Here is a 24612-nt window from a genome sequence, read left to right as displayed (position 1 = left end):
CGGCCCTTCTCGTCCGGCGCCTTCAGGCGGCTACAACTGAAACGGGAATAGGATGGAGATCGCCTGCACAGCCCGCCTGCGCCACCTGTCCCGGCACGTCGTGCCCTACCAGCTGCGGCAGCGTACGCGACAGGGCGATCAACGCGCCAATGTCGAGGCCAGTCGGAATCCGCATAGCTTCGCACATGGCAGCGGCGTCCTCAGTGCAGATGTTACCGGCGGCACCGGGGGCGAAGGGGCAGCCGCCCAAGCCGCCGAGCGACGCGTCAAAGCGGCGTACACCCGCTTGATACCCCGCCAGCAGATTGGCGAGGCCGACCCCCCGCGTGTTGTGGAAGTGCAACGTCAGCCGATCTCTATCGAGCCGTTGTAGAACTTCGCCGACTAATGTCTCAACTTGGCGCGGATTAGCGACGCCGGTTGTGTCGGCAAGTGTGATGCCGTTGCAGCCTAGTGCTAAGAGCCGATCCACAAGCGCGAGGACACGCTCCGCCGACTGCGCTCCCTCAAATGGGCAACCGAACGCAGTGGCGACCGTGCCATTGAGCGACACGTGCCCGCCTTCAGCGGCGCGTGCTATGTCGGAGAAGGCAGCGAGCGACTCGTCCGGGGTCATTCGCATGTTTGCGCGGTTGTGCGTTTCACTGGCAGAGACGACCATGTTGAGTTCGTTCGCGCCAGCCTGCAGCGCTCGCTCTGCGCCGTGAAGGTTCGGAACCAGCGCCACATAAATAACACCGTGCTGCCGCTTAATGCCGGAGAATACGTCGGCCGCATCGGCAAGAGCGGGCACGGCCCTGGGCGAGACGAAGCTCGAGACCTCGATGCGGGTGAAACCAGCGGCGGAGAGCCCATTGATCAGATGGATCTTGTCGGCGGTAGCGACGAAGCGCGGCTCGATCTGGAGGCCGTCACGCGGCGAAACCTCTTGAAGGCGGATAGGTTCGGTCGGCCAAGTCATGCAACCGCTCCGTTCTCAAACAGGCGAGCTACCTCGGCCTCGTCATAGCCAAGGTCGTGGAGCACGGCACGACTGTGTTCACCATGCGCAGGGCCGTTCCAGCGAACACCGCCGGGCGTCGCAGACAACTTGGGAACGATGCCCGGCATTGCTAGCCTCGTGCCGTCGTGCAAGACGGTGGGCAGAAGCATCTCGCGCGCCTGGTAATGGGGATCCGCGACGATGTCGGCCGCAGAATAGATCCGTCCTGCCGGAACTTCCGCCCTCTCCAACGCCGCCAGGATTCTTTTGGTGGTGAGGCCAGTGGTCCAGTGGGTGATCGCGGCATCGAGTTCCGCATTTCGGGCGACGCGGCGGTCGTTGGTGGCTAGGGTCGGATCGTTCGCCAGATCGGGGCGATCAATCGCGATCATGAGTCGACGAAAGATCGCGTCGCTGTTGCCGGCGATCACAACATGGCCGCCGTCCGCCGTTTGGTAGGTGTTCGACGGACTTATGCCGGGCAGCGCACCGCCCGACCGCTCGCGCACTTCGCCGAGGAGGGTATACTCAGGGATCAGGCTTTCCATTACGTTGAGTACGCTCTCGACCAACGAGACGTCGACTACCTGTCCCTCTCCCGCGCCGCTCTTGACCCTGAGCAATGCCATAAGCGCACCCACCACGCCGTGCAGCGAGGCCAATGTGTCGCCCAGGCTGACACCGACACGGGCAGGTGGGGAGCCAGGCTGGCCCGTCGTATAGCGGATGCCCCCCATCGCCTCACCGAGAGCGCCAAAGCCGGGTCGATCGCGATAGGGTCCATCTTGACCGTAACCGGAGATACGCACCATCACGAGGTTAGGATTGGCTGCGGACAGAGCTTCCCAGCCGATGCCGAGCTTCTCCAATCCGCCGGGCCGGAAATTCTCGATCACCACATCGCAGGTTGCAGCAAGACGCCGCACCACTTCGACACCGTCGGGAGACTTGAGATTGAGAGCAACCGACTTCTTGTTGCGCGCTTGCAGATACCACCAAAGAGAAGTGCCGTTGTGGAGCTTGCGCCACTTGCGCAAAGGATCACCACCACGGGTGTCCTCAATTTTGATCACCTCTGCGCCAAACTCAGCGAACAGCCGCGCCGCAAAGGGGGCAGCGACCAATGTTCCCAGCTCGAGCACCCGAATGCCCGCCAGCGGTCCCGACACTCAATCTCTCCTGCAGTTCTTTGCCTAGGTATGCGGATGGGTATCAGTCCGACAGCCGTACCTCGCGAAGCAGCGTTCGTGAATCACGAACTCGGCCTGTCGTCGCCAATCCGCTGGTCCGCTGAGAGGAGGTGCGCAAGCAGCAGCTGCGCTGCAGCCGACAGTTGCTGATCGCCGCGCCGGACAATGACGATCTCCCGCCGGGCCCAGTCGTCGGCTAGCTCCTCATAATGGAGGTTCATAGACGGTCCAAGAATGCGGAAGACCGGTTCCGGAATCAACGCGATACCCAAGTTCGACTGAACGGTACGGCACACAGCGTCGAAACCAGGGACGTGGATGCGTCGCCTGAGTACCTGCGATGCCTCGCGTGCGGCGATCAGCGATCGGGTGAAGATCGAGCTCTCCGCATGAAGGCCGATATGATCGAAACTAAGTGTGTCGGCAAAGGCGAGTGGGCCGGTCCCGGCGAGAGGATGATCCTGTCGCATTGCCAGCACCAGCCGATCGCGACGGTAAGTCGTCGCGACCAGCCCGGGCTGTTCGGCATCGGCTGAACAAATGCCAAGGTCAGCCCAGCCTTCGGCGATGCCCTTCATCACCCGACTGCTCGGCCGCTCCTCTAGTTCGACCTTGAGGTCGGAATGCGCGATGAAGAACCTCTCCAAATCCTCTGGCAGAAAGGCGATGATTGCCGATAGGTGGGCAAGGATCCGAACGTGTCCACGCACCCCTTCGCGATATTCGGACATTTCGGCCGCCAGTGTGGCCGCCGCCAGCAGGATGCGCCGCGCATGCTGGATCATGCTTTCCCCTGCAGGTGTCAACGTCATGCCCTGCGCGTTGCGGTTGAAGAGCGATGTGTTGAGAGCAAGTTCCAGGTCGGACAAGCGCTTGCTCGCTGCTGAAGTGGCGATGCTTTCTCGCACCGAAGCTTTCGACAGGCTCCCTTCCTCGGCGACGGCGACCAGCAGACGCAGTGTGGTTAGGCTCAAGCGATCGGGGTTGATGCTACTCATCTCGGCTCCTCCAACCTACCGCCTTCGCGTTTCGCGAATGGCCATTCTTAACACACGGCTTCTTGGTCGCGTCAACCGGCAGTAGCTGGAACACATGAGCGGCGTCCGACCGCACAAGTAGGCAATGAGGGGATGACCAGATGTCGAAGGCCTTACCACAGCTCCGTCGGGGCTTGTTGCTCGCCAGCGCAGCCTCCATCGGTATCGCTTGGCCTGTGTGGGCGCAGAGCCCTGTTGCGCCGCAAACTAATCCAACGGCACAGGTCGGCACCGCCGAAGCAGGGTCTGCGCCAGCTGACGCCGATCTTACAAGTCAGAGCGCATCAGGGAACAATCTCGAGGAGCCCGAAATTGTTGTCACAGCGCAGAAACGGGTTGAAAGGCTTCAGGACGTCCCGCTTGCAGTGACCGCGCTCAGTGGCGATCAGTTGGCGCAGCGGCAGACCAACGATACTCAAGGCTTGGTTCAGGCGGTGCCCTCGCTAAGTTTCCAGCAGGGCAGTAACCCAACCAACACAACGTTTCGGGTCCGGGGTGTCGGAACTACGCTCTTCAGCCAAGGCGTCGAACCCTCGGTCTCGGTAGTTGTCGATGGCGTGGTGTCCGCGCGTCAGGCGCAGAGTTTTGTCGATTTCGCCGACCTTGAGCGTATCGAAGTTCTGCGCGGGCCTCAGGGCACGTTGTTCGGTCGCAACTCCACCGCCGGCGTCATCCACATCATAACGGCTCGTCCCTCCCGCGATTTCGAGGGACGGTTTGAGGCGTCGATCGCAGAAATGGACGAATATCGAATCAAAGGTACTGTCTCCGGCCCAATAAGCGACACGGTCGGCGCCCGCGTCACCGGATATTACAATAGTGTTGGCGGTTATCTCAACAACGTGACCACTGGTGGGGAGTCTGGCGGCAACGAGGGTTATGGTGTTCGTGGCAAGCTTGAATGGGATGTGACAAGAAATCTCAATTTCCTGCTGTCGGCCGACTACCGGAAGAGCAACGCCGCTTGCTGCCGAACCTTGCTGTTTAGCACGCAGAATCCCTCTCTTGCAGCACTTTATGCCCCGGTCGTCGCGACCTTCCGCAACCGCGACGTGCTGGAGAATGTGCCTACGAGCTCGTCTACGGAGCAGGCGACATTTTCAGCTCAGGGCGACTGGGATTTGGGTGGGGCGACGGTCACATCCATCACAGCCTACCAATCCTTCGACAACTATGCGCAAATTGATAATGACAGCTTAAACACACCCGTGCCGTTGTACGTGGGCGGCGGGAACAATCCGGCCAAGTATGACGACCAGTCCGGCACGGTGAAGCTCCACAACTTCACGCAGGAGCTGCGGGTTGGCTCCGATGGGTCTCGGGATCTCACCTACGTTGCGGGCGTCTTCTATTCAAAGCTGGATCTTGATCGCACTTTCCGGCGACGGCGCGCGGTTTGCGCGACAGGCCTACTCGGCCAGCCGTGCGCGGCAGCCGCTACCACCTTCCAATCGGCTCAACACGTTGCTGAACTATCTCAGGAAAGCATCGCTGCGTTCGGTCAAGCCGAATATAGCATTCTTGATGGGCTGAAGGCGATTGGAGGGTTGCGGGTTCAGTACGAGAAGGTATCGGTCCGGGGTTCGCGTACTGCGCCAATTCTGCCAGGAGACGTCGTGTTCCCGGCACACAATCCAGGGTCGGGCTTTCGCGAGGCTAACGACACGGCGGTGACTGGAAAAGCGGGGCTTCAGTATGAATTCAGCCGTTACGCTCAGATCTACGGCACGTATACGCGCGGGTACAAAGGTTTGGGCTTCGACACTGAAATCACCGCCGATTTCGCTAATCAGCTTGCGGTGCAGCCGGAGCACGTCAACGCATATGAGATTGGTTTCAAGGGTCGAACTGCCGATAACAAGCTAAGCGTCGCGGCGGCCTTGTTCCTAGCCAACTATTCGAACCTTCAGGTTCAAGCCAACCGATCAGATGTAAACACCGGCGTCGTCACATTCGTTCAGACTAACGCTGGCTCAACCCGAACCAAGGGATTTGAAATCGAGGCAACATTGCGGCCCTCTTCGTCATTTTCGGTTGATGCAGCCGTGACCTATATCGACTCCAGTGTTGACGTGGACGGCCTCAATTGTCCGTTACAGTTCCAGGCTGCGGCACCAGTCCTTACCGACGACTTCCCAGTTAATAGCTGCTATCGTCGGCGCTTTACGGCTCCGACTGGCACGGTCATAACCTCCGGCCCAATCCAAGACATCCGCGGCGGTACGCTGCCTGCTGCCCCGCGTTGGCGTATCAACCTATCGCCGCGCTACGAGCACGACCTCCCTGGCACAAAACTGGCGGGCTTCGTACAGGTCAACCTCAACTTTCAAAGCAGGCAGCAATTTGCGATCGAGCAGGATTCGTTGCTGGTCCAGGATGCGTATGCGCTGGTGGACATGAGCGTGGGCGTAAGCGACCAAAATGGCAGCTATACTCTGACGATGTTCGTGGAAAATCTATTCGATGAAAATTACACCACAAACCTGCAGCACGGGACGCTACTGGCATCGACGGCAAGCCCGTTCGACATCTATGGTCAAGTTAACAAGGATGCGAACCGCTACTTCGGCGCTACGCTCGGTGTGCGGTTTTGATCGAAAGAATGATGCAATGACAAACAGTCTGGGCTGGTTCAGGGCGGTATTTACGAGCGGGACAGCCCTGCTTGCATTCGTCCCGGCCGAGAGTGTCGCCGGGCAAGACGCACCGGTCGCCGCATTATCTGCCGCCCACCCGTGGCAGGACGAAACGCTCGATGCTGACCGTCGCGCAGCGCTGTTGGCAGCTGCAATGACGCTAGAGGAGAAGGTGTCGATTCTCCATGGCGGAATGGGACGGACACGGCTCGGTCTTCCCGCGCCTGCTGGTGCGCTCGGCTCAGCCGGTTACGTACCCGGCGTGCCCCGACTGGGCATCCCAGCGCTTCAGCAAACCGACGGTGGAATGGGCGTCACGAATCCCGACAATGCCCGGCCCGGTGATGCAGCGACAGCCTTGCCTTCGACCTTGGCCACAGCCGCGACGTGGAACCGCAGCCTGGCCTTTCAGAGCGGAGTCGTTCTGGGAGACGAGTCCTGGCGCAAGGGTTTCAATGTCATGCTTGCAGGCGGAGTCAATTTGCTCCGCGAACCGCGCGGCGGCCGCAACTTCGAGTACCTCGGCGAGGATCCGCTACTCGCCGGCACGTTAGCTGGCGATATCATACGCGGCGTCCAAAGCCGCAACGTTGCCTCGACCCTCAAGCACTTCGCAATCAACGACGAGGAAACCGACCGGTTCTCTGTTAACATCGTAATTGACGAGGCGGCCGCGCGTGAAAGCGACCTGCTCGCGTTCCAACTCGCAATCGAAGGCGGAAAGCCCGCATCGGTTATGTGCGGCTACAACCGGGTCAATGGCGCATATGCATGTGAGAACGATTGGTTACTCAACACCGTCCTGAAAAAGAACTGGGCCTATCCAGGCTGGGTGATGTCGGATTGGGGCGCGACCCACGGTGTTGATGCAGCGCTGAAAGGACTTGACCAGCAATCTGGCGAACAGCTCGACCATGCACCATATTTCGCCAATGAACTGCTCGAACAGGCGCAGCGTGAACCCGCGTACCAAGCGCGTGTCGATGATATGGTGCGACGCGTTTTGCGCTCACTGTTCGCAGTCGGCGTCTTTGACAGCCCGCCGGTGAAATCTGCGATCGACTACCAGGCCAACGCGCGCGCGTCACAGCAGGTCGCCGAGGAAGGAGTGGTACTGCTCAAGAATGCGCTTGGTCTGCTGCCGTTGCAAGATGTCGAGCGAGTGGCCATCATCGGCGGCATGGCTGAGTTCGGCGTCCTTGCCGGGGGAGGGTCCTCCTACACAACCGCCATTGAGGGACCGGGCATTCAAATCCCGGCGATGGGCGTAGCCGCAACCGGCGGGGTGCCCCGAACGATGATCTACCATCCCTCATCACCGTTTGCTGCGCTCAAGGCACTGCGGCCGGACATAAGCTACAGCTTGAACGATGGCGCTTATCCCGCTGCGGCAGCTAAGGAGGCGGCCGCGGCCGACGTGGCAATCGTTTTCGCTACGCAGTGGGCGACAGAGGGTCGCGATCTCGTTGACCTCTCGCTTCCCAATGGACAGGACGCGTTGATTGCAGCGGTAGCGGCTGCCAATCCGCGCACAATCGTGGTGTTGGAGACCTCCGGTCCAGTCGCGATGCCCTGGATTGGTGCGGTCGGAGGCGTTCTGGCGAGTTGGTATCCGGGCGGACGAGGTGGACAGGCGCTTGCCAACGTTCTTACCGGTCGGGTCAATCCATCGGGACGGTTGCCGGTGACCTTCCCGGTGTCTGTTGCGCAATTGCCGCGGCCAACACTGACCGGTGCCGGCCGACCTGCAGTCCGCCCCAAGGAGGACGCTCCTTTCGTATCCGTCCGCTACAATGAGGGCGCGGACGTCGGTTACCGCTGGTATTCGCGTCGCCGGATTAAGCCACTGTTCGCCTTTGGCGAGGGGCTCAGCTACACGTCGTTCGCGTATTCCAATGTGAAATTTTCCGGTGGTCAGACGGTAACGGTTACGTTCGACGTGACGAATACCGGTTCGGTCGAAGGATCTGACGTGCCGCAACTTTACCTCACAGCGATGCCGACCGGAACACAACGGCGTCTACTTGGATGGGATAAAATCCGGTTGGCGCCGAGGGAGACGAAACGCGCAACAATTGTCGTAGATAGGCGGCTTCTCGCTACCTTCGATACAGCAGCGCAGCGATGGGCAATCGCTGGCGGATCGTACAATATCGCTCTGGGACGATCGGCAGAGTCCTTGGCGATGTCAGACTTAGTTACAATCACCGCTAGTACTGTGGCGCCTTGACGCCGCTTGGCATAATCAAGGCGCGGGTCGGCTGGGTGAAGGTCTTGTCGACACCTTGGAAACACTGTCGGCGGCGATCGGCGAACGCATCGTACGGCTGGTCGCAATCATGTCCATGCCGAGGTCCATGCTCGTAGTCCGCGCGTCGGGCGCGAAGGATGTCCGTTGCTGGCCGGACCTGTCGTTCGACAAGTCGTGAGCGAACGACTGCTTCGTCCCCACTTCGAGCCGCTCGTACTGGTCAGCTGCTCGCCATTAGGGCGGTTCTTGACGTGATAGGCATAGAGACGTGGCACGAGGGCCTTGATGATTGTCTTGGGATCTTCTCCCGCGGCAACGGCCCGTTAGAGATCGATCTCAATCTTTACCAGTGCCGGATCGGTTTCCGTGACGAGCATGTCGAACAGGCTGCTATGACGAGACGATGCTGCGCTTCAAGTGTTGAGCGAAACCGTGCACAGCGGCGCGCCCGCGCCGGGCTTCCTGCGCCAGACCTACCACGCGAGTGTGGCGTCGCTGATGGGCGAGGATGCGATGGACAGCGGCCGGCCGGTAGATTGGCCTTCCTCCCTCGCCGATGTTTGAGGCCGTCGGACTCTGAGTTGGCCAATGTAGCGCGTATCGATCTCCGCGGCGGTGGCGCTCGCGCCTCGAATGGTCGGCAGATGCCCATTCTGAGGCACAGTCGAACCCTCACCATGAAGGCGCGAATTCCGGCAAAGTTTGATCTCGCGTCGCGTCTACGCGGTGCGCATCCCGGCATCGAACACCTCCATCGTGCGCCGTTGCCGGAAGGAGCGGCCGCTTACTCTCAACCTTGTTCCTGCGGACGCGCCAAACGACATCACTCTGGTCCGATACACCCGGTCCTCCCCCGCCCGCACCAGACCCCAACGTTCATCTTCCTTGAAAAGTTGTGACGAGTTTTTCCTACTGCGACGCAAGGCGTCTGATCCCTAGCTTCGGGTCAGACAAATCCCATGATGGAGCGGAAGAGATGCTTACCCAAAAGACGGCGGACCGGGTCCAGGCGCGACCCGAGGCGCGCAGCCTCGTCTATGTTGGAGGCGGTTCGGGACATGGCGAGATCCTGCGCCTGATGAGCCCATCGGATCTGGGCGAGCAGCTGAAGCCGTTCGTCTTCCTCGACCTGTTCGCGGGCGACATGCGTCTGCTGCAGCACGCGATGCCGCTGCATCCACATTCCGGTATTGCGACCGTCACCGTCTTTACCGAAGGCGATGTCATCTATGACGATCCTCAAGCGGGCACCGGCACACTCGGCTTCGGCGGCGTCGAATGGATGCGTGCCGGCGGCGGCGTCTGGCACGGCAAGGAATTGACCGCGGGCGAGTCCGCTCGGATCCAGGGGTATCAGCTTTGGGTTGCGTTGCCGCCCGGCCTCGAAAACGGTCCGGTCGAAAGCCAGTATGTGGAGGCGAACGCCACCCCCCAGGCGGGCCCCGCACGAGTCATCCTCGGCTCGCATGCCGGTGCCACAAGCCCGGTGCGTTCACCGGACGGGATCGTGTATCTGCTGGTACAGCTTGTCCCTGGCGAGCGGTGGTCGTTCAAGCCTGCGGCCGGACATCGCGTCGGCTGGTTCGCCGTCGCCAAAGGTGCGGTCGACGCCGGCCGTACAGTCAAACGGGGGCAGATGGCGATCTTCGCCGATGGTGAGGACGCGATGCTCTTCGAGGCGGACGCCAGCGACGGCGCTACCTTCGTCGTCGGCGCGGCAGTTCCGCACGATCATCCGCTCTTCCTCGGCTACTACTCGGTACACACGTCTGCAGAAGCGCTCGCCGCCGGCGAGCAGCGCATCGCTGAGCTTGGTGCCAGGCTCGCGGAAGCGGGTGATCGCAGGACCGGCTCCGGCAACGTGCCGGTATTCCGCTAGGCTCGCGCAGCACGCGCGGCCCGCGCCCACCGCGGATCGTGCGTGCGCAGCGATGAGGATGATTCCTCGCGCTGTCTTCTCCTGGCAGCGTCCTCGTCATGCCAGACGACCGGTCGGGCCAAGAGCGGCCGTTCGTACGGGTGGCGGCTCACGCCCCGCAGCGATCATGATGAAGGTCTGAAATCACGCAGCTACGGCAATCCGCCGCCATCTGCTGCAACCTGCGCGCTTCTTCGGAACGGTCCGATGTCATTGAGGGTCCGGGCAATCGCTTCATTGGCCAGGCACCCGCCGTCAGGCCGGTGACGAGCCGTCAACGATCGCGGACCGTTCAGGCCATGCCCTGATTGGACAGCGGCCGGACAGCCGCTTGGTCACACCGGGGGGACGTGACGCCGACAGAATGTCAGCTGGGTGCTTGGGGGCCTGTAGGTTGATCGGGCAAGCGTCCTGCGAGCTGTGCGATAGCCTCGCCGGTGAACGAGTTGTGGTTCACGCCGTCAATCTGCACGGCCCTTTCCGGCGTGAGAACCGCGAGCAGGCGATGCTCGACGTCGAGATCGCGCCATGCGCGAACGGCCGTCTCGAGGCTCGTGACCTCGGCCAACTCACTGTCGCCCCGTGGAACGTTTTCGAGCGCCGCGCTCATCCGCCAGTCGATACCGGAGGGTGCCTCCTCACCCCATGTGCCTTCCGTCAATTCCAGATGTCCTTTCAGTTATCGTTGCGTCCAGCGCTCAGACACTCGAGGTCTTGCCGGGTTCCCAATGGCGCGCCCCAAAGACCGCGACCATGGGAGTGAGCGTCTGCATGCACCCAGGCTCCCGCAGTGCCGCCTCGATGCCCCCTCGGGACCATCGGGCAGCGAGACCAGGGCACGGCTTCACGGAAGAAGCCGGCGGCAAGGTCGCAGCGGGCGGCGTGTTCGCCTTCCGGTTGACTGCGAGCCAGCCATAACGCCGCAAGGCGCTCATGCTGGCCCTTCAGCGGGCGTGTTCGGCCCTCCATTCCATCGCCATGCGCAGCCGGTTCTCGATGCTCGGATGCTCGTAGAACAGGACCTCCTCGAGCGGAGACGGCTGCGGCGCCCGATATGAACTTGTAGCAAGCAGGGCCCGTGCAGCGCCGTCGGGCTCGCGCGCCAGCTCGAGGCCATAAGCATCGGCATCGTGTTCGACCAGACGCATGGCGGTGTTGACGATCGGCGTGGTCAGCAAAGTGAAGATTGCGGAGATGGCAAGGAGCACCGGGATACCGGCAGGATCGGCGATGCCGGCGATCCTGGTGGCGCCGAACAGCCGAACCGCTTTGGGAAAGAGCAGTGCGGCCAGCATCAGGCCGACGCAGGACAACAAGGCCACTGCCGCTGCGAGCTGCGGCACATGGTGATGCTTGTAGTGGCCGATTTCGTGGGCGACGACTGCGCGGATGGCGGGAAGATCGACCGGCTCGCGCAACACCGTGTCGCTGAGCGCGATGCGCGCGGTCCCGCCAATTCCGGCTACGCTGGCCGTGTACCGATCGGTCTGCTTCGACCCGTCATAGACGAGGATTTCCTCCCGCTGCAGTCCTGCCTGCCTTGCAAGATCCTCCACCGTATCGTGCACCGCGCCGGGCTGCAGCGGCTCATATCGGTTGAACAGCCCACCGGCCAATGGCGCCAGGATTATCCCCGCGGCGATCGCCGCGGCTGACAAGCCCGAGCCCCAGATCCACCAGCGCCTCTGGTCGCGCCGGATAATCGCGTACAGAGGCACGAACAGGATTCCGCCCATCAACGCGCCGGCCAGTGCGCTCACCAAGGCCTGCGTGAGCCAGGCGCCGGTTGACACATTGGTCAGCCCATAAGCGCGCTCCCGCACCAGATCGGCATAATAGGCCCACGGAAGCAATATCACCGATTGAAGAAGAAGAGCGCCGGCGCCGACAGCGAAGACGGCGAAATTGCGCCTCTTGCCGTCGCGCTCGACCGCGGAGCGCAGGCGCGGCAGCAGGCCGGTGCGAAGGATGATCACACAGGCGATCAGCGTGGCGAGCTTCCCCGCCACCAATACCCAATGCGCGCCTTGAGTATAAGCGTTAGCGGCGCTCACCGCGGACGGCGAGAGGCTCGACAGATAGGCGGCTGTCGCAGCAGCGGGATCGAGAGCAGTGGTCATTCTAATTTTCTCCAGAGGCGGAGCGGCGACCGATGTTTCCGATCTGGAACAACAGGTGCCGGCAGCCCGCCATGATGAAATCCGCTTCGGCCGGGCCAAGACCGAGCGCGATGGGCAGGACGCTCCTGGCGGCGCGCTCCAGCGCTGCGAGCCGCGTGCTCATCGCAGCGGGCTCCCAAGGTACGGCACGCTCCCGGCGCGCCGCGAGGTGGGAAGGCGCTGGCTGCGGCCGACCCCGCTCGCGATGAGGAGTCCCACGGGATTGGCGATCGCGCGGCCGACGAGCGGCGAAATGCACATCACGACCGTGAGGGCGTCTGAAAGCCACAGTGCGGCTTGCGGCCGCCATCGGGTTTGTCGACATATCATCAGCACCTCCACCATTCGAGACGGTGGGAATGTGGCGGAAGCGCATGCCCCGCGGAATCACACCCGGGGCCATCGCGGCCATACCGGTGTATGGTGCGCACCGCCGCGCCGATCCGGCGTAGATCGCGTCCGGCGGCGCGTCGTCACCGGCGTGTGATCCGGGTGGCGGCGTAAGGAAGCTTCACCTGAAACAGCGTACCGCCGCCGATCCGCGGCGCAGCCCGGATCGACCCGCCATGGGCCTCGACGATGCCCTTGACCACGGACAGGCCCATCCCCATCCCATCGGGCTTGGTGGTGAAGAAGGCGTCGAAGATCCGGTGCGCCTTGTCGCCGATGCCAGGCCCTGTGTCGGCGACCTCGATCATCAGGCCGGCCTCGCACGCATAGGACGCGATGGCGATTCGGCGCGCGCCCTCCGGCTGCTCGTGCATGGCTTGCGCCGCGTTGACGATTAAATTGATCATGATCTGCTGGAGCTGAATGCGATCGGCGTGGAGGAGCGGCATGCCGGGCGCTGGCGACAGGGAAATCGTCGCCCCGAGCGCCGCCGTCTGGCGCCGGGTGATCTCCACGGCTTCCTCTATCATCTGGTTTACGCAGAAGTCGGTGCGGCTGGACGTGCCCTTGACCGCCATCTGCCGGGTTCGTGCGATGATCTCGGAAGCACGGGTCGCCTCGCTCATGATGCGGTTGATGGCGGAACGCGCCTCCTCGATCTCGTGCTCCGGGCGATTGAGCCAGCGCAGCGCGGCATTCCCGTTGGCGACCACCGCGGACAAAGGCTGGTTCACCTCATGTGCGATGGAGGCCATCAACTCGCCCAAGGTCGCCACCCTCGCCGCATGCGCGAGATCCGCCTGCGCTTTTGCAAGCTCGCGTTCGCGAGCGACGCGTTCCGAAATATCGACCATGCCGACGACGACGATGACCTGCTGGCTCGGTGTGTTCGGGAAAGCGCAACTCAGCAGCACGTCCAAAGTGGAACCGTCCTGCCGGCGCACGACGGTTTCGGTCTCGTAGCTCTCCTCGCCGCGAAGATAGGCGAGCAGGTTGCGGTTCCAGGCATCGAGATGTTCGTCGGGACACCAGTCTCCGAGTGGGCGCCCGATCGAAGACCCGCGCTCGACCGCCAGCATTCGGCACGCTTTCTCGTTCAGATCGAGCACGGGCGTGACCGCGAGTGCCTGACGGACGAACGAAAGGTCGGCTTCGACATGTGCAAGCACGTCCCGCCCCTCTTCCGTCATCTGTGCGAGCATCGCGCGCATGTTGGAGAGATCGATTTCCCAGAAACCGACGGCGGTGCCGTCGAAGACGCTGCGGAAGCGGTGCTGGTCGCGGCTGCGGTCGAAGACCAGGGTGTGGAAGCCCTCGAAGCCGGCCGGCCCGAACCTCGGCACATAGCGTATCGCGCCGTCCCGCCATCCCCCGTCGCGATATGGCACGGACGCTTCGAAGGACACCTGCTCGCCGGCAGCGACCCGTTCGAGGTGCGGCAAACGCTCGAGATATGCGTCTTCGCCGAGGAAGTCGCGCATGTGCATGCCGACGAGGCCCTCTGGGGATCGACCATACCAGCGCAGATGATGATCGTTCGCATAACGGCAGATGTGATCCGCGTCGAAGAACGAGATCAGGGCCGGCACCGCGTCGGTGGTCGACTGGCCGTAGTCCGGTCCCGGTGTCGTCGCTGCCACATCATCCATGCGTATAGGTCCCGTTGACGGCTTGGCCTGCGACGGCCAATTTCGGCTGGTGATGCAGGCAGTTGAGAAAAAGTCGGAAGGCAGCGGCCCTGTGGTCTTCATCGTCGAGGACGATGCGGGCCTTCGCGTGGGGCTCGACGCCCTGTTCCGCTCGGTAGGCTATGAGACGCGGCAATTCGGGTCGGCGAGCGAGTTTCTTCAGTCCGGCAGCACGCGGAGCCCCGGCTGCCTGGTGGTCGACGTCCGGCTTCCCGGGATGAGCGGTCTCGAATTCCAGGAGAAGCTCACCGCCGCCGGTATCACGATGCCGGTGATCCTGATGACCGGGCATGGCGATATCCCGATGACGGTACGCGGCATGAAGGCGGGCGCAGTCGACTTCCTGCCCAAGCCGTTCCGCGAGCAGGACATGCTCGAGGCGGTGGCGACGGCGCTCGCGAAGGACGCCGCCGACCGCGAGAAGAGGCGCGAGACCGACGCATTGCGCGAGAAAGCGGAGTCGCTCAGCGCCCGCGAACGCGCGGTCATGATCCGAGTCGCCAAGGGCAAGATGAACAAGCAGATCGCGTTCGACCTCGGCGTCAGCGAGATCACTGTGAAGATCCACCGCGGCAACGCGATGCGCAAGCTGGGCGCGCGAACGCTTGCCGACTTCATCGGCATGGTGAACGCGCTCAATCTCGGCGCCTGACCGCCGCCGCGGGCACGCGCTTGCTCGCGCCTCACTCATCGTCCGGAGCTCGGCAGGTGCAACGGCAGGCCCGGAGCGGCGGCCGCGACCCGTTCGATGGTGCCGAACTGCACCTCGGTGATCAGCAATTCGGCGTCCCGGACGCGGAAAGCGACGTTGGTCGGGCGATCGCCGTTAGTGGCGATGGCGGGCAGCACCGCGCCGCTTCCGTCGACGACCGCCACTCTCCCCTCGCCGTAAATTGCGCAGAACAATCGGCCATCGGCGTCGAACGCCATGCCGTCAGGGCCGCGGAAGCGATCGGCCGGATCTTCTTCCGACACCTGCGCGAAGACCTCGGGGGCGAGACCGATCTCCTGGCGGTAGATCCGGCCGGTGAGAGTCTCGGTATAATAGAGGGCGTCGTCGGGGCCGAACGCCACCCCATTCGCAAAGCGCAATCCGGTCTGCAGTCGCCGGACGACCGTTCCGCGAACCGGATCGATCGCGAACAGGCGACCGTCATAGTCGGCGCGGGCGAAATCCTGCCGAAGGTCGGGACCGACGAGGAGGTCGCCGCGCCGCATTCCGGAATCCGACATGTAGAGAAGTCCGTCGGGTCCGAAGGCGAGATCGTTCGGATAGAGGAACGGTCCCTGCCCGTCTCCGTCGAGGCGCATGACGACGCGCCCGTCAGGGGCGATCCGAAGCAGGCAGTCGCCGCCGCCCGCCACCCAGAAATGATCGTCTCCGTCTATCGCAAGGCCCGTCGGCCTGCCGCCCGGGCTTGCCAGAGCGCGGCGGCGGCCGTCCGCGGCAACCAGCGTCACGCTGGCGCGCTCCGCGCCCATCTCGACCAGCGCGACCGATCCGTCGGCCAGCGCCACGGGGCCTTCGGGCTCGCACAGGCCCGCGCAGAGGATCGTGTTGGGCCCCTCACGCCGAGACATTCCTGGAAGGCGTCCGCGCGCATCCCCAGCGGCAGGCGCGGCAGCGGCGTGCTCTCGTTCATCGCTTGCCGTCGACTGGCGCATTGGCGGAACCCCGGATCCTGCAAATCATGGAACGTGCCGGAGTCAGCCTGTTCGCCCCCACCTCTTCCGACACTGGGCAGAGTAGCGGCGGGCGCTTCGCACCCTCAATTCCCGAATGGAGGGGGCCTCGAAGTCCCTCGACAGAGGGATCGACAATCGAACGCGAACCGGCAACCGGCTGACAGGCCAATCCGGCTGGCCGCTCCGCATGCGCATGCAAGACGGCGCACCGGTCCCGATGGAGAGATGCGTTCGAAATGAATATGATAGCCAGGAGGCCGATACGCGTGCTCGTCGCCGACGATCACCCGCTCATCCGGCTCGGGGTCGCGTCCGTGCTCGAACACCAGCCCGACATGGAGCTGATCGGCGAAGCGGAAGACGGACTCGAAGCCGTCGAGGGCTTCCGCCGGCTTCGGCCGGACGTCGCGCTGATCGATCTGCAGATGCCTAGAATGGGCGGACTGGACGCGATCGTTGCGATCCGGGCGGAATTCCCGTCGGCGCGCCTGGTGGTGCTGACGACCTATGCCGGAGATGCGCAGGCGCTTCGGGCAATGAAGGCCGGCGCAACCGGATATCTGCTCAAGAGCACGCTACGGCGAGAATTGCTCGACGTGATCCGCGGTGTCCACGCCGGCGGCATTCATATCCCTCCGGAGATCGCGAACGACATCGGCATGAACGCGATGCGCGACACTTTGTCCGACCGTGAGCTGGAGGTGCTGCGTTGCGTTGCCCGCGGGCTTGCGAACAAGGGCGTCGCGCGCGACCTCGGCATCACCGAAGAGACGGTGAAGGCGCACGTGAAGAGCATCTTCGCGAAGCTCGGGGTTGCCGACCGGACCGAGGCGGTGACGATCGCCGCGCGCCGCGGCATCATCGATCTTTCTCCAGGCAGCGGCCCGCTCTGAGCCGGCTCTGCCTTCGCCCCCGCCTCAGGTGCGCCAATGCCGCCACCCCGGCTTTCAGGCGCGGCAGTGCCGCGCAATGCCAACCATCGACGAATCGGAGCAACCATGACCAGCAGACAGGTCCCTCTCGGGTCGGGCTACGGCCCCTTCACAACTGCCGAACAGGTGATCGCCGGCATAGACCTGACCGGCAGGACCGCGATCGTGACAGGCGGCTCTTCGGGGCTGGGCCTGGAGATGGTGCGCGTGCTCACCGGGGCCGGCGCGCGAGCCGTCATCCCGGTTCGCGACGCGGAGAAGGCCAGGCGTACCCTTGGCGGCATGCCGAATGTGGACGTGGACACGATCGAGCTCGCCGACCCGGCATCGATCGATGCCTTCGCAGCCCGCTTCCTGTCGAGCGGCCATAGCCTCAATATTCTGATCCACAGCGCCGGGATCATGGCCTCGCCGCTGGAACACACCCGAGAAGGCCATGAAATGCAGCTGGCGGTCAACCATCTCGCGCCGTTCCGCCTGACGTGCCGCCTGTTCCCTGCGCTGCGGGCGGCGAAGCGCGCGCGAGTCGTGTCGCTTTCGTCGCGCGCCCACCGCATCTCGCCGTTCGATTTCGAGGATCCGGATTTCGCCATGCGCCCCTACGAGCCCTGGACCGCTTACGGACAGTCCAAGACCGCCAACGCCCTGTTCGCCCTGGGCCTCGATCGCCGCGGCGAAGTGCACGGCGTGCGCGCTTTCTCCGTCCATCCTGGCTCGATCCTGACCGATCTCGCGCGCCATCTCAGCCGCGATCAGGTCGCCGCGTTCGGAGCGCTGGACGATGGCGGGGAACCGCGCATCGATCCCGCTAACGACTTGAAGACCGTGCAGCAGGGTGCCGCAACCGCGATCTGGTGCGCGACCAGCCGGGCACTCGACGGCCTCGGCGGAGTCTATTGCGAGGATTGCGACATAGCGCCGGTCCGCGACGCGGCGGACAGCAGGAAGGACGGAGTGAGGCCATGGGCGTCGGATCCGGATCTGTCGGAGAAGCTGTGGGCGCTCAGCGAGAATATGACCGGAACCCGGCTGGATGCGTGACCCGGAAACACGCGACACGGTACACCCGGGAGCGGAGTCCTTTCGGTCTGCGACATGCTTCCGCGGCCCGGCGTTCGTGCAGCAGGGGCATTTGAACGTCGATCGGGGCGCGCGGCCCGCGGCCCCAACGCCGTGAACGGATCCGATCATCTCCTCTCGGCACTCCTGCCCGTCATCCTGCTTCTCTCGTTCGGGATCGTCGCAGCGATCGGCTCGCGATCGCTGCACCTCAGCCCGATCGTCGGCTATATCGCCCTTGGGCTGGTGCTCCGTCTCTCCGGCTTCAACCCCGGGCCCTCCGGACAGACGATCGCCGTGCTCGCGGAGCTCGGAGTGCTGTTCCTCCTGTTCGACATCGGACTTCATTTCTCCTTCGCGCGGCTGCGGACCCAGGCCGGTGATATATTCGGCTTCGGACCGGCGCAGGTGCTGCTGGCCGGCCTTATGCTGGCGGCAGCGGCCCGGCTAAGCGGATTGCCATGGGGCGGCGCGCTGCTGCTCGGCGCCGCGCTGGCGCTATCGTCAACCGCGGTCGTGGTCGGGTTGATCGCCGAGCGCCACCAGCAGGACTGTCCTGTCGGGCGAACGGCGACCGCAATCCTCGTCTTCCAGGACGTTGCCGGGATCTTCATCCTGATCGTCGCCACGTCGCTCCAGGACGGCGGAGCCCCGCTCGAGGCAGGCCTTGGCGCATTGGCGCGCGCGGCGCTGTGCTTCTGCGCGTCGCTGTTGCTGGCGCGCTTCGTGGTGCGCCCGGTCTTCGATTTTGTCGCCCGAAGCCGAAACGAGGAAGTCTTCACCGCCGTGGCACTGCTGGTCGCGCTCGCGGCGGGATGGGCGACGGGCAGCATCGGCCTGTCCGTCACCCTCGGCGCCTTTCTGGGCGGAGCGATGCTTGCCGATACGCCCTACCGGTCGATCGTCCAGTCGGAGATCAAGCCGTTCCGGGGCCTGTTGCTCGGCTTCTTCTTCGTCTCGGTCGGCCTGTCTCTGGATATGCCCACGCTCCTCGGCGCGTGGCACCTCGTGCTGCTCGTCGCCTGCGGGCTGCTGGCGATCAAGGTCATCGCCAATATGCTCGCCAGCCTGATCTTCCGATGGTCGGTGCCGGGATCGGTGCAGCTCGGATTCCTGCTCGCGCAAGGATCCGAGTTCGCCTTCGTCATCCTCAGCGTGCCCGGTGTCCGCGCATCGGTGGGCCCCCAATGGTCATCCGTCGTCGTCGCATCCGTTGCCGCGACCATTGCAATGACCCCCGGGCTCGCATCGGTCGGGCGCTGGCTCGCGGGAAGCCTGCGCGCGCGCCGCCGGCTCGCACACGATCCCGAGCTTCAGCCGAAGGCGCTGATCGGCCCGGTCATGATCCTCGGCATGGGCGAGGTCGGACGCGCCGTCGCGGACGCCTTGATCCATTTCGACCTCGGTTATGTGGCGATGGATACCGACCAGCGCCGGTTGGCCGAAGCGCTTGCCGACGGGTACCGGGTGGAGTTCGGCGATCTCAGCGACCCGCGGATCTGGGAACCCGCTGCGCTTGCTGGCCGCCGCGTCAGCGTCCTTACTGAGCCCTCGCTCGAGATATCCGGCCGGCTCACGCCCCTCACGCGCAAATATTTTCCCGGGCTGCTTCGGATCGCGGTGGTCGGCGATGCCGCGGCCGCGATCGGCTTTGCCAATGTCGGTCTCACGCCCGTCATCGAAGTGCCCGGCACCGGCGGGCTTGAGACCGCGGCGCGCGTGCTCGAGGCGCTGGAGGTGAGCGCCGACGAAGTTGCATCCTGGGTGGTGGGGCGCCGCGCAATCCTCGCGGGCGATGAAAGCCCGGCAATGGCGGCGGCATTGGCCTGACCGACCACGGCCGATCGACTTTCGGCGCGCGGGCCATGCTGCCCCGACTTGGTGCCGCGGCGCTCCGATGGGCGCCGATCCGCGCATCGCCGCAGCGGCGAGACGCTCCAGCCGCAGGCCGCGCGGTTCGAGAATGTCGACGCGCCCGTTTCTTCCGAGACCCCCTTCCCCCTCCGGCGCCTGCCGCCCGATCAAGCGACGACGCTTACCGGAAAATGCCAGGCCCTTAGTTCCCGCTCTTCAGCCGGTCTGGTTCCGGTGCCTGCTCCCACCCGCCGCCGAGCGCCTTGAACAAGCTGATCTGAGCCTCGGCAACGGCGCGCCTGGACTCGGCCAGTTCGGCTCTCGCCGTGGCACGGTCGCGTTCAGAGTCGATCAGCAGGAGGAAGCTGTCGGCGCCATTGTCGAAACGCTGTTTCGAAAGCGCCGCGGCCCGCTCGCTGGAGCGCTCCGCCCGCTCGAGCACGACATTGCGTTCGAGTTCGCCTTTGTAGCGTGCCAGCGCCTGCTCGACATCGCGAAGCGCAGCCAGCACTGTGCCGTCGAACCTCGCCAGCGACGCATCGGCGCCGGCCCGCGCCTGCCGGATGCGGGCCCGTGCCACAGTCCGGTTCGGGAAATTCCACGAGATCAACGGCCCGACCGAGAAGCTGAACCCCGACGGCTTGAACGCGTTGCCGGGCGACGTGCCGCCAAAGCCGATATTGCCCAGCAGCCGGATCGAGGGGTAGAGATCCGCGACCGCCACGCCGACCCGCGCCGTATCGGCCGCAAGCGCCCGTTCGGCCGCCCGAACGTCCGGCCGCCGGGCCAGCAGGGTCGCACCGTCACCAATCGGGATCGGCGCATCGAGGCCGGGTGGAGCGACGCAGGCCGCAGCATCCGCGTCCAGGTCCTCGGGCGGACGCCCGGTGAGTGCCGTCAGCGCATAAAGCGAGGCCCGGCGTTCGGCCTCGAACGACGGCACCGTCGCCTCGGATTGTGCTAGGACGACGTCGGCGCGCCGCACGTCGCGCTCGGTGCCCCTGCCGGCGCTGGCCAGGGACTGCGTGAGTTCCAGGGTCCGGCGCTGGAGCGCCGCCGTCTCGGCTGCGACATCGCGCTGCGCGGCGCTGCTGCACGTCTGCACATAGGCTCTGGCAGTCTCGGCGGCGATGGCCACCCGCGCGGCATCCAGCTGCGCCGCCGCAGCCTCGACATCCCCACGCGCCGCCTCGATCGCGCGGGCCACGCCTCCGAAGAGATCGACCTCGTACGACGCATCGAAACCAGCCGAGTAATAATCGGTCTGTACCGACCGTGCGCTGCCACTGGCGGAGCCCGCCGGGTTTCCTGCGGGAGAGACACGAGCATAGGTCGCGGAACCCTGAAGACCGGTCTGCGGCAGGCGCGCACCGCGCTGTTCGGACAGCACGGCACGTGCCTGGGCGAGGCTTGCCGCCGCGGTCCGCACGTCCGGATTGTGCGCGAGCGCCTCCGCTACCAGCCGGTCGAGAACCGGGTCGTCATAGAGTTGCCACCAGCGCGGCGGCAGCGGTCGCGGGTCGAGTTGCGCACCTTCTTCGATAAAGCGGACGCTTCCCGGGCGGGTGCGAGCCACCTCGGGCACTTGATAGTCGGGTCCCACCGTACAGGCGGACAGGCTCATGGCGGAGATCAGGATCAGCTTCTTCACTGTGCGCTCGCTGCATCTTGGTTGAGGGGCCGCTTCGTTCGCATCGAGCCGATCTTACGCGACAACCAGTCGCCGCCCTTGCGGCTGATGACGTAGAAGCTGGGGGTGAACAGGAGACCGAAGGCGGTCACGCCAATCATTCCGAAGAACACCGCGACCCCGAGCGCCTGACGCATTTCGGAGCCCGGGCCGGTGCCGACCACCAGCGGCAGCACCCCGAGGATGAACGCGATCGAGGTCATGATGATCGGCCGAAGCCGCTGCTCGGCCGCGTGCTTGGCGGCCTCGTGCATCTCCATCCCGGCATCCTCATTCTGCTTGGCGAATTCGACGATCAGGATGGCGTTCTTGGCGGCCAGGCCGATGAGCACGATCAGCCCGACCTGGGTCAGGATATTGTTGTCCATTCCCATCAGGTTCACGCCGACGATCGCCGCAAGCAGGCACATCGGCACGATCAGGATCACGGCGAATGGGAGGACGACGCTCTCATAATTGGCGGCGAGGAGAAGGAAGACGAAGAGCACGGCAAGGCCGAAGACGAGCGACCCCGTATTCCCTGCCTGCTGCTGCTGGTAGGCGAGATCGGTCCACTCGAACGACATCCCGGTCGGCAAGGTCTCCTTCGCGATGGCGGCCAGCGCCTGCAGCGACTGGCCGCTCGAATAGCCTCGTGCGGTGTCCCCCTGCAGCTCTGCCGAAGGGTAGAGATTGTAGCGCACAACCCGGTAGGGACCTGCATCGTTCTTCAGCGTCAGCACCGCGTCGAGCGGCACCATGGCGCCGGAGTCGGAGCGCGTCTTGAGGCGGCCGACATCGGACGCCTGGTCGCGATAGGGCGCATCCGCTTCCGCGGTGACCCGGAAGGTTCGCCCGAGCAGATTGAAGTCGTTGACATAGGTAGAGCCGAGATAGGTGCCCATCGTCGAGAAGACGTTCTCCACCGGCACGCCCAGTTGCTCGGCGCGATCGCGGTCGATGTCGGCATGCAGGCGCGGAGTGCGCACGCTGAACGTCGTGAAGGTGCTGGACAGCCCCTCGGTCTTGTTGGCCCTCGCCGTCATCGCGGTGGCGGCGCTCTCGAGCGCCTTGTAGCCGAGCCCGGCCCGGTCCTCGATCATCATCTTCCAGCCGCCGCCGGTGCCGATGCCGCGCACGGGCGGCGGCGGGATCAGCAGGACGTTTCCGCCGGTGATCGTGCCCAGCCGCGCGCGTATTTCCGCCGCCACCGTATTCGCATCCGGCCGGGTTCCGATCTTCTTCAAGGTGATGAACATGGCAGCCGCATTGGGCGCGGACGTCAGGGTCGCGCCGTCGACGCCGGCAAATGCAACCGTATGCTCGGTCGCCGGGTTGCGCAGCGCAATCCGGTTCACCTCGTTCATCACCTCGTTGGTCCGCTGCAGCGACGAGCCCGGGGGAAGCTGGATTGCGGCGATCAGATAGCTCTGATCCTGCGCCGGGATGAAACCGGTCGGGGTCGCCGAGAACCGCCAAGCGGCGATGCCGATCAGGCAGGCATAAGCGATCCCGACGATGATCAGCGAGCGCACGGCGCGGGCGGTGAACCGGCCGAAGCGCCTGGCCAACGAGTCGAAGCCCCGGTTGAACCCCCGCGCGAAGCGAACCGGTAGGCCGAGCACACCGGACCGCGGGGCGGCATCCAATTTGGGCCTCAGGACGATTGCGGCAAGTGCGGGCGACAGGGTGAGCGACACGAGTGCCGAAATCACCGCAGCCGACACGATGGTAAGCGCGAACTGCTGGTAGAAGGCACCGGAGATGCCGGGGATGAAGGAGGTCGGGATGAAGACCCCGCTGAGAACCAGCGCGATCGCGATCAGAGCCCCGCCGACCTCGTCCATCGTCTCATGCGCCGCCTGTCGCGGCGTCAGCCCCTTTTCCTCCATCAGACGCTCGACATTCTCGACGACCACGATTGCGTCGTCGACGACGATCCCGACCGCAAGCACCATCCCGAACAACGAAAGGTTGTTCAGGCTGAATCCGAAGGCGGCGAGACAGGCCAGCGAGCCGATCAGCGAGATCGGAACCGCGATCAGAGGGATGAGCGCCGCGCGCCAGCTCTGGAGGAACAGGATGACGACGAGGCCGACCAGGATGATCGCTTCGAACAGGGTCCGATACACTTCCTCGATCGATGCCGAGATATAGTCGGTGGGGTTGTAGGGGATCGTGTATCGCAGGTCTGCGGGGAAGGTCCTGCTGATCTCCTCCATCTCGTGCCGAACGGCATCGGCGGTCGTGAGCGCATTCGATCCGGGCAGCTGGGTCACCGCAAGCGCGACCATCGGCTCGCCGCTCAGGGCCGCGTTGACGCCATATTCGCGGGCGCCGAGCTCGACTCGGGCCACATCCCGAAGCCGGGTCAGCCGGCCTTCGGAATCGCGCTTGACGATGATCGCGCCGAATTGCTCCGGCGTAGCAAGCCTGCCGTCGGCCTGGATGCCGAGCTGGAATGCGGTTCCGCCCTGGTTGAAGGGCGGCTGCCCGACCGACCCGACCGCGGCCTGCGTGTTCTTGCGCCTGACCGCCGAGACGATCTCGTCGACGGTAAGGTTGCGCGAGGCCGCGCGATCGGGATCGATCCAGACGCGCATGTTGGTCTCGCGTGCGCCGAACGCGCGAACGCCCCCGACGCCGGGAATACGCACCAGGCGGTCGATGATCTGGGTCGTCGCATAATTGGAGACATATTGCTGGGAGAGGCTGTGGCGGGGCGAGGTGAGCGCTATCGCCATCAGGATATCCGGCGAGTTCTTGAGCACGGTGACGCCGATCTGGCGGACCTGCTCGGGCAAGCGGGGCTCGGCCACCGACACCCGGTTCTGCACGAGGACCTGCGCCTGATCGATGCTGACGCCCTGCTTGAACGTCACGGTGATCGAGAGGCTGCCGTCGCCGGTCGCCGACGATGCCATGTAGATCATGCCCTCGACGCCGTTGATGGCTTCCTCGAGCGGCGCCGCCACGGTCTCCGACAAGGTCTCGGCGGTGGCGCCCGGATAGGTTGCGCTGACGACCACCGTCGGCGGGGCTATTTCGGGATATTGCGAGACCGGCAGGCCTGGGTAGGCGACCAGTCCGACGACCACGATGAGGATCGAGACCACGGCGGCGAAGATCGGCCGTTCGATGAAGAAATGCGGGAATTTCAT

Annotated in this window: 18 protein-coding genes and 1 pseudogene; 9 read left to right on the top strand and 10 right to left on the bottom strand. The window is 64.4% G+C overall.

From position 1 onward, the window contains the following. Positions 1–22: 22 nt before the first annotated feature. The 3 genes from C7I55_RS03540 to C7I55_RS03530 form a co-directional block, all read right to left on the bottom strand. Positions 23–961 carry a hydroxymethylglutaryl-CoA lyase gene (locus C7I55_RS03540; protein ID WP_106511462.1) on the bottom strand — a complete coding sequence of 313 codons (939 nt, stop codon included), beginning with the start codon at positions 959–961 and terminating at the stop codon, positions 23–25. After that, complete coding sequence (locus tag C7I55_RS03535; RefSeq protein ID WP_106511461.1) at positions 958–2151, bottom strand: CaiB/BaiF CoA transferase family protein; 1194 nt, start codon at positions 2149–2151, stop codon at positions 958–960. The genes C7I55_RS03540 and C7I55_RS03535 overlap by 4 nt, the downstream gene beginning before the upstream one ends. Positions 2152–2234: 83 nt before the next feature. Next, a complete protein-coding gene (locus C7I55_RS03530; RefSeq protein ID WP_106511460.1) occupies positions 2235–3170 on the bottom strand; it encodes a LysR family transcriptional regulator in 936 nt (311 codons plus the stop codon). A 140-nt stretch (positions 3171–3310) separates the two neighbouring features. On the opposite strand from C7I55_RS03530, the gene C7I55_RS03525 reads away from it, so the two are divergent. The 5 genes and pseudogenes from C7I55_RS03525 (at position 3311) to C7I55_RS03510 (ending at position 9975) form a co-directional block, all read left to right on the top strand. After that, positions 3311–5803: a TonB-dependent receptor gene (locus tag C7I55_RS03525; RefSeq protein WP_106511459.1), complete on the top strand. Its 2493-nt coding sequence runs from the start codon at positions 3311–3313 to the stop codon at positions 5801–5803. A gap of 16 nt (positions 5804–5819) precedes the next feature. Then, complete coding sequence (locus tag C7I55_RS03520) at positions 5820–8075, top strand: beta-glucosidase family protein (RefSeq protein ID WP_106511458.1); 2256 nt, start codon at positions 5820–5822, stop codon at positions 8073–8075. Positions 8076–8103: 28 nt separating this feature from the next. Beyond that, positions 8104–8231 (top strand): annotated as a pseudogene (locus C7I55_RS28690) (P-type conjugative transfer ATPase TrbB); the annotation flags it as partial. A 282-nt stretch (positions 8232–8513) separates the two neighbouring features. After that, entirely contained in the window at positions 8514–8660 is a 147-nt protein-coding gene (locus C7I55_RS27995; protein ID WP_158266271.1) for a hypothetical protein, read from the top strand. A 412-nt stretch (positions 8661–9072) separates the two neighbouring features. Continuing rightward, on the top strand, positions 9073–9975 hold the full coding sequence (locus tag C7I55_RS03510; protein ID WP_199192698.1) for a pirin family protein: 903 nt from the start codon (positions 9073–9075) through the stop codon (positions 9973–9975). Positions 9976–10381: 406 nt separating this feature from the next. Here C7I55_RS03510 and C7I55_RS03505 read toward each other — a convergent pair whose 3' ends face one another. The 4 genes from C7I55_RS03505 to C7I55_RS03495 all read right to left on the bottom strand — a co-directional run bounded on the left by C7I55_RS03505 (position 10382) and on the right by C7I55_RS03495 (position 14212). Next, positions 10382–10675, bottom strand: a complete 294-nt coding sequence (locus C7I55_RS03505; RefSeq protein WP_199192697.1) for a hypothetical protein — start codon at positions 10673–10675, stop codon at positions 10382–10384. A 283-nt stretch (positions 10676–10958) separates the two neighbouring features. Continuing rightward, positions 10959–12134, bottom strand: coding sequence for a M48 family metalloprotease (locus C7I55_RS03500; protein WP_106511456.1), 1176 nt, complete (start codon positions 12132–12134; stop codon positions 10959–10961). Between the two features lies 1 nt (position 12135). Further along, on the bottom strand, positions 12136–12297 hold the full coding sequence (locus C7I55_RS27990) for a hypothetical protein (protein WP_158266270.1): 162 nt from the start codon (positions 12295–12297) through the stop codon (positions 12136–12138). A gap of 349 nt (positions 12298–12646) precedes the next feature. Then, entirely contained in the window at positions 12647–14212 is a 1566-nt protein-coding gene (locus tag C7I55_RS03495) for a PAS domain-containing sensor histidine kinase (RefSeq protein ID WP_158266269.1), read from the bottom strand. Here C7I55_RS03495 and C7I55_RS03490 point away from each other — a divergent pair. Continuing rightward, the gene (locus tag C7I55_RS03490) at positions 14211–14903 is read left to right on the top strand and encodes a response regulator transcription factor (RefSeq protein WP_332888403.1); all 693 of its coding nucleotides are present in this window, start codon (positions 14211–14213) and stop codon (positions 14901–14903) included. The genes C7I55_RS03495 and C7I55_RS03490 overlap by 2 nt on opposite strands. A gap of 35 nt (positions 14904–14938) precedes the next feature. Here C7I55_RS03490 and C7I55_RS03485 read toward each other — a convergent pair whose 3' ends face one another. Further along, positions 14939–15832: an SMP-30/gluconolactonase/LRE family protein gene (locus C7I55_RS03485; RefSeq protein WP_106511454.1), complete on the bottom strand. Its 894-nt coding sequence runs from the start codon at positions 15830–15832 to the stop codon at positions 14939–14941. Positions 15833–16203: 371 nt separating this feature from the next. Here C7I55_RS03485 and C7I55_RS03480 point away from each other — a divergent pair, with 371 nt between their 5' ends. The 3 genes from C7I55_RS03480 (at position 16204) to C7I55_RS03470 (ending at position 19758) form a co-directional block, all read left to right on the top strand. Continuing rightward, complete coding sequence (locus tag C7I55_RS03480; RefSeq protein WP_233222016.1) at positions 16204–16830, top strand: response regulator; 627 nt, start codon at positions 16204–16206, stop codon at positions 16828–16830. Positions 16831–16935: 105 nt separating this feature from the next. Continuing rightward, entirely contained in the window at positions 16936–17910 is a 975-nt protein-coding gene (locus C7I55_RS03475; protein ID WP_106511452.1) for an SDR family NAD(P)-dependent oxidoreductase, read from the top strand. Positions 17911–18042: 132 nt separating this feature from the next. After that, the gene (locus C7I55_RS03470; RefSeq protein WP_158266268.1) at positions 18043–19758 is read left to right on the top strand and encodes a cation:proton antiporter domain-containing protein; all 1716 of its coding nucleotides are present in this window, start codon (positions 18043–18045) and stop codon (positions 19756–19758) included. A gap of 226 nt (positions 19759–19984) precedes the next feature. Here the strand turns inward: C7I55_RS03470 and C7I55_RS03465 are convergent, their stop codons facing one another. Further along, complete coding sequence (locus C7I55_RS03465) at positions 19985–21433, bottom strand: efflux transporter outer membrane subunit (protein ID WP_106511450.1); 1449 nt, start codon at positions 21431–21433, stop codon at positions 19985–19987. Further along, on the bottom strand, positions 21430–24612 hold the full coding sequence (locus C7I55_RS03460) for an efflux RND transporter permease subunit (RefSeq protein ID WP_106511449.1): 3183 nt from the start codon (positions 24610–24612) through the stop codon (positions 21430–21432). Before C7I55_RS03460 ends, C7I55_RS03465 begins: the two co-directional genes overlap by 4 nt.

It is taken from the genome of Allosphingosinicella deserti, assembly GCF_003012735.1.
GTDB classification, from domain to species: Bacteria; Pseudomonadota; Alphaproteobacteria; order Sphingomonadales; family Sphingomonadaceae; genus Allosphingosinicella; species Allosphingosinicella deserti.
This window is presented reverse-complemented; position numbering and strand designations above follow the sequence as displayed.